This window comes from Hydrogenophaga sp., assembly GCF_028698005.1.
GTDB lineage: Bacteria > Pseudomonadota > Gammaproteobacteria > Burkholderiales > Burkholderiaceae_C > Hydrogenophaga.
The window spans coordinates 1-11,928 of the sequence record NZ_JAQVEJ010000084.1 but is presented as its reverse complement, the minus strand read 5'-3'; the positions used below and the strand labels follow the sequence as shown (position 1 = coordinate 11,928).

Below are 11,928 nucleotides of genomic sequence, written 5' to 3'. Positions count from 1 at the left end.
AGGCGATGCCATAGAACATCATGTTCACGCCCAGGTAGAGCAGGGTGTCGTTCGACACGCTGCCCGCCTGGTAGCTGAACATGGGCGTGGCGGCGCAGGCGAGCAGGGCCATCGCCACGTAGGACTGGCCGACACCGATGCGCCGCGCGGCCAGTACCGCGAACGCCAGGCCCAGCATCATGAAGGTGGCGCTGGCCAGGCGCATCGCCGTCTGCGCACGCGGGCCTTCCCAGCGCCCGGCCTTGCTCAGCAGGCCCAGCGATGCGTAGTACAGCGGCGGATGACCCAGGTAGTTGGGGCGGCCATCAGGCAGTTTGCCGCCGACATAGTCGGGCAGCAACAGGCGCGAGCGGGCGCTGTCCCTGATGTAGGCCATGTGCGCGGCTTCGTCCGGGGCGTAGCCCGGCGGCGTCGTCAGGGCCATCAGCGCCGACTGCAGGCACAGGCAGCCCACCAGCACCCAGGCCAGGCGCCAGTCCTGCAAGGTGTGCCACCAGCGCGTCATGCGGTGGCAGGCGTGATGGTGGCCTGGTCAGCCTGCCAGGCATGCCGCGTGCGCGGCGGCCAGGCCAGGCCGAAGTCTTCATGATCCAGTGTCAGGTTGGGGCTGTAAGCCGGGTCATGGGCCATGATGGCGGGCCAGCGCTTCCACATGTAGGCCACCTCTTTCTGGAAGCGGGCCAGCTTCTCGGGCGTGTCCTCGTAACCGCGCGTGGCCGACTCGTGGTGGAACAGCTGGGCAAACGGGGTGTAGAGGTTGCGCAGGCCGATCTCGGTGAACTTCAGGCACAGGTCCACGTCGTTGCAGGCCACGCGCAGGTTCACCTCGTCGAAGCCACCCACCGCCATGAAGTGCTCCTTGCGCACCGCCAGGCAGGCACCGGTGACGGCGCTGAACGAGCTGATGAGCGAGGCGCGGCCCACGTAGCCGTGCGCCAGCGACGAGAATCCCTTGTGTGAATGGCCGGCCCAGCCGCCGATGCCCAGCACGATGCCCGCATGCTGCAGCGTCCCGTTGGGGAACAGCAGCAGCGCACCCACCGCGCCGATACCCGGTCGGCAGGCCTGGCTGACCAGCTCGTCCAGCCACTCGTGCGTGATGACTTCGATGTCGTTGTTCAGGAACACCAGCACCTCGCCCCGGGCCTCGCGTGCGCCCAGGTTGTTGATCGCCGAGTAGCAGAACGGCGAATCGTCGCGGATCACCCGGAAGTTGTCATGGGCCTGGGCCTGCTCGGCGAAGTAGGCCAGCGCGGCCGGATCGTCCGAGCCGTTGTCCATCAGGATGATCTCGTAGTTCTTGTAGCGCGTCTTGGCCTGGATGCTCTCGATGCACACCTTGACCAGGTGCAGCATGTTGCGCGTCGGGATGATGATGCTCACCAGCGGCGGTACGTCGGGCAGCTTGTAGCGTGCACGGTAACCATGGCCCACGAATTGCGCCCGCGCCCGCGTGCCGGTGCGCTTGAAGTGGTCGTTGAGCGCCCGCTCACCGGCCAGCATGGCGTAGGGCTTGATGTTCAGGTCGGCCGTGGCCGTGCTGCCCGCGTGCGCGCGCCAGTGGTAGAGGATGAAGGGCACGTGCACGATCTGCGCCGGCGTGATGTGCTCGATGGCACGCAGCACCAGGTCGTAGTCCTGGGCGCCCGCGTAGGCCTCGCGCAGGCCGCCGATCTGCCCGATCAGGTCCTGGCGGTAGAACGCCAGGTGTGTGACCAGATTGTGCGAATAGAACAGGTCCGGGTTCCAGTCGGTCTTGAAGTACGGATCGAACCGGTGGCCCTTTTCGTCGAGCTTGTCCTCGTCCGAATACAGCATGCGCGCATCCGGGTTCTCGGCGATGGCGCGCACCATGTAGAACAGGGCGTGCGGCGGCAGCAGGTCGTCGTGGTCGAGGAAGGTGATCCAGTCGCCCGTGGCCAGGGCCAGGGCGCTGTTGGTGGCTGCCGAGATGTGGCCGTTGGTGTCACGGAAAACGAGCTTGATGCGCTCATCCCCGGCGGCCAGCTTTTCCAGGAACGGGCGCATGTCCGGGTTGGGCGAGGCATCGTCGGCGATGCACAGCTCCCAGTGGGGATACAACTGCGACTGCACCGAGCGGATGGCGTCGCCAAGCCACTCCAGGTTGGCGTTGTAGGTTGGCATGATGATCGACACCTTGGGCGAGATGGCCAGTTGCGCCACCTGTTCGCGCATGGTGGCGATGGCCGCTGCATCGGGCGTGTCGTAGCGGCGCACCCATTCGCGGTAGTTGCGGCGATCGTCGGCAGTGACCGGCATGGCGTTGCTGCCTTCGAAGGGAGCCGCCTGCGCCGTGACCGCCTGCGGCAGCGCCGCCGGCGCAGAGGTCGTCTGAGCCCGGCGGCCACCGCGCAAGCCCTGCTTCAGCCGCTGGATGGCGGCACTGACGGCGCGCAGCGGCGCCGTCACGCGCCAGCTCGTGGAGCCGTAGAGGTCGGCCAGTGTCCGGTCCAGATGCTCCTGCATCGCCTTCACCGCGTTCTGCTGCGCCAGGATCTCCTGGCTTTGCTCGGCGATCACCTGGTAGGCCGACACCAGTTGGTGGTTGCGGTCGGTGTAGTCGGCCAGCAACTCCAGCAACTGGTCGTCACGGTCCTTCAGCGCCTCTTTCAACGGGGCGAGATCCTGAGGCAGGGGGGCAGCGGTGGGATGCGTCATGGGGATGGGGCAGGGGCACGACGGTCAGGTGCCTGGCGGGAGCAGACACTTCGCTGGCCGTGCGCGCCAGGTGAGACTGGGCCAGCGGACAATTATAGGTTTGGGGTCCCTCTTGCCCGGCGTGCGTTGCGTGCAAGAGCGGCCTGGTGGCACATCATCCCGCATGGCAGTTTTTTTGTCATGACGCACCACGCGCCGGGAGGCAATGTGCCATGATCTGCCGCTCCATGGCGACATCGCGTGCACACGGCCCTGATCAGGCGCACCGCACCGTTCGGTTTGTATTGGCCAGATACCGAGGTTCCGCATGAGGTTGATCAAGAGTTTTCGAGAGCGCTGGCGTTCCCCGGGGGCGTCCGCACCCGGGCCATCGGGTCTTCCTGCGAAGGATTCGGCGTTGCCGGGGTCGCGCGCGGCGATCACGCAGTTTCTGTTTGTGCAGGATCCGCCGGAGCCCGTCGACCTCTGTTTTGTCCTTGGCAGCCCGACGCCGACCAGCATGGACCCTGCCATCGCGCTGCATGCGCGCGGTCTGGCGCCCTTGATCATGGTGTCCGGTCACGGGCCGGTGCGTCAGCCCGTGCCGGAGGCCGTGCAGTTTCGCGACTATGCCCTGGCGCGTGGCGTCCCCGCAGCGGCCATGCTGCTCGAGACCGAGGCAACCAACACGCGGGACAACTTTGCTTTCTCTGCTCCCCTCATCGAGCAGCGGATAGGCTGGGCCAACATTCGCAGCGTCGCACTGGTGTCGAAACCCTTTCACGCACGCCGTGCCCTCATGACGGCGCGGCGCCACTGGCCGGCGCATGTGCGCCTGGTCATGCAGCCCTCGCAGCGTCCCGATGACTTTCCTGCCGACACCTGGTGGCAGACGGAAGGTGGGCGGTTCCATGTCCTGCGTGAACTGGTTGCCATCGGCACGTATGCCCAGCAGGGCGATATTGGGGACTTCTGATGCTGCCTTCACGCATACACCTGATTGGCATTGGCGGCGCCGGCATGGCGAGCCTGGCGCAATACCTGCTGGCTTCGGGCCGCACGGTCACCGGCAGCGATCGGGCGTGCAGCCCGGTCATCGAGCGTCTTGTGCAGGAGGGTGCTCGGATCGCGCAGCAGCACGACGAGGCACAGGTCGGCGATGCCGAACTGGTGGTGGTGAGCGATGCGATTCCGGCCGGCAATGTGGAGCTCGAAGGTGCGCGCCGTCGTGGCATTCCGGTGATCCGGCGGGCCGAGTGCCTGGACTTGCTGCGCGAGGGGCGTCGCGCCGTCATGGTCGCGGGATCGCATGGCAAGTCCACCACCAGTGCCATGATTGCCTGCATTCTGGACGAGGCCGGACGCGATCCCGGCTTCTCGTTCGGTGCCGATGTACCCTGCCTGGGCAATCGGCGGGCCCGGCCGGGCGGGCGGGAGGTTTTCGTTGCCGAGGCGTGCGAGGCCTTTCGCAACCTGGACGCACTGACCCCCGAGATCGCCCTCATCACCAACGTCGATGACGAGCACGTCAACCACTATGCGTCACAAGCCGCTCTGGAGGAGGCCTTCACCGCTTTTGCCCGGCGGGCCCACCGCATCGTTGCATCGGCCGAAGACCCCGGTGTGCAACGCCTCGGCCTGCCGCGCGACCAGGTCGTCTGGTTCGGTCTGATCCCGGATTGCACCGTCTCGGCGCAGCCGTGGCCCGCGCCGTTCGCGCCCTGTTGCGATGGCGTGGCGTTTGCACCGATCGAGCTGCGCCAGCCGGGCGATCACATGCGTCGCAATGCCCTGGCCGCCATCGCGGCCTGCCACCTGCTGGGGGTGGCACCGGAGGTCATGGCGCGCGGCCTTGAGCGCTTCACCGGCGTTGCCCGGCGCTGGCAGGAACTTGGCGAGGTGTCGGGCATCCGTGTCGTGGACGACTACGCGCACCACCCGGCAGAAGTCGCCACGACGCTGCGCGCCGCCCGCGCCGTGGCGCCCGGGCGCCGGTTCGTGGCCGCATTTCAACCCTTGTTGCACTCGCGCGTGCAGCGGCTGCAGGACGAGTTCGCCGAGAGCCTGGCCCTCGCCGACCTGGTGTTGCTTCTGGATGTGGATGATGATGGCGAGAGCGCCCGATCGGCAGGCAGTGCGGCCATTGCCGCCGGGCTGCGACGCCACGGCATCACGGTCATCCAGCGCGGCGATGCCGACGATCTGGTTCACCATGCGCGCAGCGACCTGCTCGCTGGCGATGTGTTGCTGGTCATGGGGGGAGCCGGCATGGCCGGTGTGGCCCAGCGCTTGCACCGGCAACTGGCCGAGGAGGCGTCGCCTGTATCGTCCGTTCCCGCGGCGACGCTGGCCCCTCAGCACTGGACACGGCGCCTCACGCAGGTCTGGCGATCGCGCGAGACTTTCGTTGCCCTGTTTCGTGTCGCCGCGCGCGCCCACCCTGACGCGCCGGCGCTGCTGGGGCTCGACGGTACGTTCTCCTACGCCGAGCTGGATCGTGCCAGCGACGAACTCGCCGCCGGCCTTGCCACGCGTGGATGGTCCGATGCCGTCGTCGGCGTTGCCTTGCCGCTGGGGGCAGAGCTGATCGTCAGTCTGCTCGGTGTCATGAAGGCCGGAAGCACCTATCTTCCACTCGACCTGGCGCTGCCCGATGCGCGCCGGACCTACATGCTGGAGCAGGCCGGGGCCGCGGCCATCATCGCCCGTGACACGACGGTGGCGGCCGTGCCGGTCATGTCGCCAACCCGGCTGCGCGCCATCGGCGGCGCCGTGCCGTCCGGACCACGCGGCGGCAGTGGTGCTTACATCTGCTTCACCTCGGGGTCGACCGGCTACCCCAAGGGCGTCTGCATCCACCAGTCGGCGCTGGCCGCGCTGCTGCGTGACACGGTCACGCGTTTCGGCCTCCGTCCCGGCGCGCGGATGCTGCTGAACACGTCGATCGGTTTTGACGTCTCGCTGGCCGAAATCTGCGGCACGCTGGCCGGTGGTGGCGCGCTGGCAGTTGATGGCGCCCGGCCCCTGGGCGGCGGGCGCCTGGCGGACGCGCTGGAGCAACTGGCCGTGACCCATCTGTCCATCACCCCCAGCCTGCTGGCCAGCGGCCGGCCGCGTGCCCTGCCGCAGTTGCGCTGCATCGTTGCGTGCGGGGAGCCCTGCCCACCCGAGTTGGTGGCCGACTGGGGCGCGGGGCGGCATTTCTTCAACGTCTACGGTCCGACCGAGGCGACCATCTATGCCACCGCCGCCCTGTGCGAGCCGGGCGCCGACATCACCATCGGGACCGCCCTGGGCCATGTCGAGGTACATGTGCTGGACGAGGCGCTGCAGCCTGTCCCTGTGGGCGAGTTGGGCGAACTCTGTCTGGCCGGTACAGGCGTGTCGGCAGGCTACATCGGGAGACCCGAGGAAACGGCCGGGCGGTTTGTGCAGGCCAGGATCGGCCGGCGCGTCGCGCGTGTGTACCGCACAGGCGACATGGTTCGGCGCGGCGAGGACGGCAACCTGCGCTTCATCGGCCGGGCTGACACGCAGGTGAAGGTGCATGGCGTGCGTATCGAGCTGGGTGAAATCGAACGCGTCGTTCTGCGTGAGCCGGGGGTGGCCGATGCCGCGGTCTGCCTTGCCAAGGGGCCTCGGCCCACCCTGTTGTGCTTCGTCGAGGCGGTCTGCGACAGCCCACCCGATCTTGCTGCCCTGTCGCAGCGCCTGGCCGAGTGGCTGCCGGAAAGCGCCCTGCCGTCGCGCATCCAGCTTGTGCCCGCCATTCCCCTGACACCCAGCGGCAAGAAGGATCGTCAGAAACTGATCGCCCTGCATGGCGGCCGCGTTGTCACGCGAGCGGCGGAGTACTGGCCGCCCGCGAGCGAGACCGAACAGCGCCTCGCTCCGCTGTGGCAGGAAGCACTGGACCTGCAGGAGCCGGTTGGCCGGCTGGACCGCTTCGCCGCCCTGGGTGGTGACTCGCTGGCCTCCCTGACACTGATCCTGCTGGTCGAGGAACGCTTTGGCGTCACGGTGCCGCCGGGCTATTTCGGGCGGATCGATACATTGCCCCAGATGGCCACCCAGCTCGACGATCTGCTGTGGCACCGCGACGGTGGCAGCGCCGCCGGCGCACAGGGGTTCACGGCGAGCCGGATCTACCGGCGTATGCGCGATCTTTGCGGGCACTGGCCAGGTGTCCGTCACGCGCCTGAGTACCTGACGAGCAGTCTGGGTCTGCCCGGGGCGCAGCACGACCTGTTTCTGTGCTGCCAGGTGGAAGAGGAGTTCACCGCACTGGCGCAGCGGCTGTCGCCCGCCTTCCGGGTCCATGGCATGCGTTCGGGCCACCTCGTCATTGACCACGGGCCCGGGGGCATTCGTCAACTGGCTGCCCGCTATGCCGAGGAAGTCGCGGCGATTGTTCCACGGGGGCCCGTGCTGCTGGCGGGCGTCTGCCAGGGAGGCACCATCGCCAAGAGCGTGGCGGAACTGCTCATGGCCGCCGGCCGCACGGTGCCGCTGCTGATCTGGATCGAGCCTGGGCGGCCTCAGCCGTATGCCGGTCGTGTGGCGCTGATCTGTGCCGAGGACAGCTTTCTCAACCCGCTGCGCCCTGGCGGGCCAGGCATGGCGCCCTACGAAGCTGCCATGAGCGCAGGGGTCAGCCTGGATCTTATTCCAGGCATTCACGGGGGCGCCTGTGTCGAACCTGCGGTGCAGTTCCTCGCCCATCACCTGGCCCGGCGGGTGGACGAGGCACTGGAACGCACGGCTGCCAACGCATGAACGTGCGCCGGTTCCTGTACCGATGGGGCCGTGTGGCACGAGCGGGTGTGGGCATGGCGATGGGCATGCTGGCCTACCCGATTGCCTGGCTGGGCTGGTTTCGCCCGCGCGATGAACTGGCCGCGGCGGTCGGGCAATTGCTGCTGGTGGGCTTTTACGGAGCGAGCCGGTCCTCGCCCTCGGCCCGGCTGCTGGCCCGGCAGGCGCAGCGTGGCCAGGTGGGCGCGGTTTTCTTCGTTCACCAGAACGTCGGCAGCCTGGCGCAGGTCAAAGGCTTGCTGGATCTCTTTCGCGACGGGGGCACAGCGCCGTTGCTGGCCATCGACCACGAAGGCGGCATCGTGCAGCGACTGACCGATGCGCACGGCATGAGCCGCCTGCCGGCCGCACGGGACGTCGCGGCCAGCCTGTCGCCCGACGAGGCATACGCTCTTTATGCCCGGGCGGGCCGCGAGCTGGCCGCGCTCGGCTTCGACATCAATCTCGGGCCGGTGGTGGATATCGACGCGCCCGACAACCCCGCGATTGGTGTTTTCGGCCGTGCGTACGGCACCGAGCCTGACCGGATCACGGCCTATGCTCAGGCGTTCCTGGCGGGTTTTTCCGCCGCCGGCATTCTTTGTGCGGCCAAGCACTTCCCGGGCCACGGTCTCGCGGTCAGCGACAGCCACGAGGGGGCGGCGGATATCTCGGCGACCTGGACCGAGGCGGAGCTGGAACCGTTCGCGCGCCTGATCGCCTCGCCCACGGCACCGCCGCTGATGATGATGGGGCACCTTCGGCTCGATCCGGTGGCCCCCGACGGCCGGCCGGCCACCATCTCCACCCCCATCGTGACCGGCTTGCTGCGCCGGCGCCTGGGCTACCAGGGTGTCGTGGTGACGGATGACCTCGACATGAAGGCGGTCAGCGATCTCATGGGCCGCAAGGAGGCGGTCGTGCAGGCCATCGCCGCGGGCTGCGACCTCCTGATGTTCAAGAACCTGTTCGGCTATGACCCCTTGCTGCCGCAACGCGCTGTGCGCTGGGTACGCGATGCCATTGCACGGGGAGAGCTGAGCGAAGCGCAGGTGATGGCCGCCGCACAGCGTGTGCGTGCCCTGCGCAGCCGCGCAAGGCCATCAGGCTGACAGCGCGCTCATACCTTCGGCATCCAGAGCCCGCCGTCGTCCACGTGGCGAGGCCAATAGCCACGCCACGGCTTGATTTGCTGCAGTTGCAGACCGGATTCGTCCTGCAGGTATTCGTAGCCAATGGCCTGCATGCGATGGTCGGGGTCCAGGTGTTCATAGAGCCGGGCGCGGGCCGTCCTTCTCGCAGGATCGATCATTTTCAGGTGATACAGATTGTGTCCAGCCGGGGCCAGGCGCCGGGCATTCAGGAACAGTTGCCAGGGAATATGCAGGTGGCCGCCGGGCATGTGAATGTGATCGGTCAGGCGCAGAAGGCGCGCCTGACGCTTCTGGCCCCAGAGCCCATCTACCCTGAAGTGGCGTGGCGTATACAGCTCACGAAGATGAAACCAGTAGGCGTCGGCCTCGCCATTCATCAGACGCTGCATCGAAAAGCGCGTCAGCCAGTCGAGGCGCTCATCGGGGTCGATGGCCAGCACCCACTGTGCGCCCGTGTCGCGCGCCGCCTGAAGCAGCTTCAGGCGGCGCGCGGGCTCGTGGCTGAAGACCTCGGTGGAGGCGCGATCGTCATAGCTGATCCACCCGTCAACCAGCGGGGCAATGTTCTTCAGCATGGCCGGGACGAGATGGGCATCGTGGCGATAGCTGAAGATGGCGACGATGCGGGGAGTCCTGCTTTTCGGCAGATGGACTTCTAGCATGCCGATCACCTTCTGTGTGCCGCCTGTTCTTTGCGCATGCCCAGCTCGAATGCCACGATGAAACAGAGCATGAACGGGATGGCAAAAGGATAGATCCGGCGAGACTGAGGCTCGATATGGGCGGATGCGTTGGCCAGCGCAAACGCGATCTGCCTGCGCAACCGGGAGATGAAGCCGGTGCGTTCCAGGGTGCCGAACTCCCTGCACATCGCCGACGTGGCGATGCCCCGGCGGTACTGGTCTTTGAGGGCGACCAGAACGTCGGTCGGCTCGCTGTGCAGGGTGACCACCGCGGGGACCCAGCGTATCTCGGTGATGTTCGATACCCGGTCGTTGTAGTGGGAGTCTTCGGCGCCCGGCATGTCTTCCCGGAAGGGCCCCAGCTCCTGCAGGAGCGAGCGGGCATAGGAGGCACCGTAGCGCAGCGCCACGTCGGCGGGTGCCCGGGGCAGTCGGCGAGGGTGGTTGACGAGGAACTTTGCCAACGATACGGGGTGCTGCAATGGTGTTGGCAACAAGGCGCTGGCGACGGCCATGGCGCCCTGTTGATGGGCATGAAGCCGCGCCGCCGCCCAATTGGGCTCGGCGATGCAGTCATCCGCCAGAAATGCCACGTAGGGGGCGGTGGTGTGGGCAATGCCCAGGTTGCGCGCGGCGCCCACGTACCGGGACACAGGATCCGTTAGCACCGGTACCGACAGGCCATGGACCTTCAGCAAACCGTGCACATCACCCGGGCCGGTGTGCACCACCAGCAACTCAACAGGTATGTCCTGTCTGAGCACCGAGCGCACGGCGGCCGGCAGCGTGGCGCGTGGCCCGTGGGAGAGGACGACGACGGCGAGCAGGGCCTGGTTGCCCGCACGGCCTGCTGTCGGTTCGCCTTCAGCTTCCACGGTGGAACAATGGCACGGGGCCACCGGGGTGACCACCATGGGGCGTCATGCGCCGAAGTACAGATCCACGATCTGCTCGGCGGGGCCGTCCATCTTGATTCGTCCCTGTTCCAGCCAGATGACCCGGCTGCAATTGCTCAGCAGCAGATCTTTTGAGTGGCTGGCGAGAATCAGGATGTCCGTGGAGTCGACGATGTCGTGCATGCGCTGCTTGGCGCGCTCCTTGAAGTCGAGATCGCCGGTGGACAGCCACTCGTCCATGATGAGGATCTCGGGCCGCACCGTGGTGGAGACAGAGAATGCCAAGCGCATCTGCATGCCCGAGGAATACGTCCTGAAGGGCATGTCGATGAAGGCACCGAGCCCCGAGAACTCGATGATCTCGTCCATCATGGCGTTGATCTGCTTGGGCGACAAGCCCATCAGGGTACCGCGCAGCGTGACGTTTTCCCGCCCGGTGGCTTCGGGGTCGATACCCAGGCTGATGTCGATCAGCGAGGTGCTGTGCCCGTGAATCTCGGCTCGCCCGCTGGTGGGGTGGTAGATGCCCGAGAGCACCCGCAGCAAGGTGGTTTTGCCGGCGCCATTGTGCCCGATGATACCCAGGCGCTCACCGCTGTCCAGGCGCAGGTTGATGCCGTCCAGACCACGCACCACCACGTGGCCGTCGTGGCGGGTGGATATGCGCCCACCCGTCACCGCCTTGAGCACCTTGTTTTTCAGCGACAGGCTCGAGGCATTGAAGATGGGGAAGTCGACGTCGACATTCTCCAGATGGATGTAAGGGGCGGTCATAGCCAGTACGCGATCCGCTTGCGGAAAAACCCATAGAAAGGCAGTGCTGCGGCCCAGCCGACGAAGGCCATGGTGCCGGCGTAGATCCAACTGATGGCATCGGGTACCTTGCCCTCTATGGGTGCCCGGACGAGCTCCAGCAGGTGGTAGAACGGGTTGACCTGCAGGACCAGGGGGCTGACCCGATCGGGCATCAGGTCGGCACTCCAGATGATGGGCGTCAGATAGAACATGACCTGCATGACGTTCTGGACGATCTGTGTGACATCCCGGTAACGCGTGCACACCACGGCCAGCACCAGGTTCATCCACACCAGGTTCAGCAGCAGCAGAGCGAACCCCGGCAGGATGAGCAAGATGACGGGCCCGACGCCGATCTTGAAGATGAGCATCAGGATCGGGATGATGACGATGTTGTGCCCGAGAATGACGGTTTCATTCCACAGGTCCCGCATCAGGTGGGAGTACAGAGGCAGGTTGACCTGGAGGATGATGCCCTTCTTGTTGATGAAAGCGGCGCATCCGGCGTCGATGGAGGCGGTGATGAAACCCCAGAAAACCAGCCCCACCGCAAGGTGCGGCAGGAACTTCTCCATCGGCTGGCCGAACAGGGTGCCAAACACCAGCCCGATGGCTGCGATCAGTACCGCCTTGTTGATCGTGAGCCAGAAGGCACCGATGACCGAGCGCCGGTACCGTGTTGCAACGTCCTGCCAGCCTAGGGTGGTGATCTGGTGGTGGTTGGTCAGCGCACGGCGGATGTCTGCCCATGCACTTGCGACCAGAGAAAAGTATCGCAAAGTCATTAAGAAACGCTCGGAGTCATGGGCGATTATAGGTGGCGGGCTGGCGCGGGTCCCGGCGTGCCGGCCGAGGCGCCCGCGGTCATGGCGGGGCCTGGCGGTGGCGCCGCACGCTCCCCCCATGGGTGACCCAGGCGGCAAGGGTGATGCCGGTGCCTGCCTTGGG

The 11,928-nt window shown here is 66.7% G+C and carries 9 protein-coding genes; 3 read left to right on the top strand and 6 right to left on the bottom strand.

Translation table 11 applies throughout. The features are described 5' to 3' along the window. Nucleotides 1-505 (bottom strand): DUF2142 domain-containing protein (locus tag PHQ87_RS09705; protein ID WP_300233429.1); only part of this gene is annotated, 505 nt, incomplete at its 3' end. After that, nucleotides 502-2,679, bottom strand: a complete 2,178-nt coding sequence (locus tag PHQ87_RS09700; RefSeq protein ID WP_300233428.1) for a glycosyltransferase family 2 protein — start codon at nucleotides 2,677-2,679, stop codon at nucleotides 502-504. The genes PHQ87_RS09705 and PHQ87_RS09700, both read right to left, overlap by 4 nt. Before the next feature lie 307 nt (nucleotides 2,680-2,986). Between PHQ87_RS09700 and PHQ87_RS09695 the strand changes: the two genes are divergently transcribed. The 3 genes from PHQ87_RS09695 to PHQ87_RS09685 are packed head-to-tail and all read left to right on the top strand — an operon-like array spanning nucleotide 2,987 to nucleotide 8,564. Further along, nucleotides 2,987-3,634, top strand: coding sequence for a YdcF family protein (locus tag PHQ87_RS09695; RefSeq protein ID WP_300233426.1), 648 nt, complete (start codon nucleotides 2,987-2,989; stop codon nucleotides 3,632-3,634). Next, entirely contained in the window at nucleotides 3,634-7,434 is a 3,801-nt protein-coding gene (murC, locus tag PHQ87_RS09690; protein ID WP_300233425.1) for a UDP-N-acetylmuramate--L-alanine ligase, read from the top strand. The genes PHQ87_RS09695 and murC overlap by 1 nt, the downstream gene beginning before the upstream one ends. Beyond that, nucleotides 7,431-8,564, top strand: a complete 1,134-nt coding sequence (locus tag PHQ87_RS09685; protein ID WP_300233423.1) for a glycoside hydrolase family 3 N-terminal domain-containing protein — start codon at nucleotides 7,431-7,433, stop codon at nucleotides 8,562-8,564. The genes murC and PHQ87_RS09685 overlap by 4 nt, the downstream gene beginning before the upstream one ends. A gap of 8 nt (nucleotides 8,565-8,572) precedes the next feature. On the opposite strand, the gene PHQ87_RS09680 is transcribed toward PHQ87_RS09685, so the two are convergent. From PHQ87_RS09680 to PHQ87_RS09665, 4 genes are read right to left on the bottom strand one after another with little or no spacing between them, the layout of a single operon-like run. Further along, nucleotides 8,573-9,268, bottom strand: a complete 696-nt coding sequence (locus PHQ87_RS09680; RefSeq protein ID WP_300233421.1) for a hypothetical protein — start codon at nucleotides 9,266-9,268, stop codon at nucleotides 8,573-8,575. A gap of 5 nt (nucleotides 9,269-9,273) precedes the next feature. Continuing rightward, nucleotides 9,274-10,203, bottom strand: a complete 930-nt coding sequence (locus tag PHQ87_RS09675) for a glycosyltransferase family A protein (protein WP_300233419.1) — start codon at nucleotides 10,201-10,203, stop codon at nucleotides 9,274-9,276. A gap of 6 nt (nucleotides 10,204-10,209) precedes the next feature. Then, nucleotides 10,210-10,959 carry an ABC transporter ATP-binding protein gene (locus PHQ87_RS09670; RefSeq protein ID WP_300233417.1) on the bottom strand — a complete coding sequence of 250 codons (750 nt, stop codon included), beginning with the start codon at nucleotides 10,957-10,959 and terminating at the stop codon, nucleotides 10,210-10,212. Beyond that, nucleotides 10,956-11,765: an ABC transporter permease gene (locus PHQ87_RS09665; protein WP_300233415.1), complete on the bottom strand. Its 810-nt coding sequence runs from the start codon at nucleotides 11,763-11,765 to the stop codon at nucleotides 10,956-10,958. Before PHQ87_RS09665 ends, PHQ87_RS09670 begins: the two co-directional genes overlap by 4 nt. Between the last annotated feature and the right edge of the window lie 163 nt (nucleotides 11,766-11,928).

Excerpts from the sequence above, each read along its gene's own strand:
- PHQ87_RS09665 (WP_300233415.1), bottom strand. The coding sequence starts at position 11,765 with ATGACTTTGCGATACTTTTCTCTGGTCGCAAGTGCATGGGCAGACATC.
- murC (WP_300233425.1), top strand. The coding sequence starts at position 3,634 with ATGCTGCCTTCACGCATACACCTGATTGGCATTGGCGGCGCCGGCATG.
- PHQ87_RS09695 (WP_300233426.1), top strand. The coding sequence starts at position 2,987 with ATGAGGTTGATCAAGAGTTTTCGAGAGCGCTGGCGTTCCCCGGGGGCG.
- PHQ87_RS09670 (WP_300233417.1), bottom strand. The coding sequence starts at position 10,959 with ATGACCGCCCCTTACATCCATCTGGAGAATGTCGACGTCGACTTCCCC.
- PHQ87_RS09675 (WP_300233419.1), bottom strand. The coding sequence starts at position 10,203 with ATGGTGGTCACCCCGGTGGCCCCGTGCCATTGTTCCACCGTGGAAGCT.
- PHQ87_RS09685 (WP_300233423.1), top strand. The coding sequence starts at position 7,431 with ATGAACGTGCGCCGGTTCCTGTACCGATGGGGCCGTGTGGCACGAGCG.
- PHQ87_RS09680 (WP_300233421.1), bottom strand. The coding sequence starts at position 9,268 with ATGCTAGAAGTCCATCTGCCGAAAAGCAGGACTCCCCGCATCGTCGCC.
- PHQ87_RS09700 (WP_300233428.1), bottom strand. The coding sequence starts at position 2,679 with ATGACGCATCCCACCGCTGCCCCCCTGCCTCAGGATCTCGCCCCGTTG.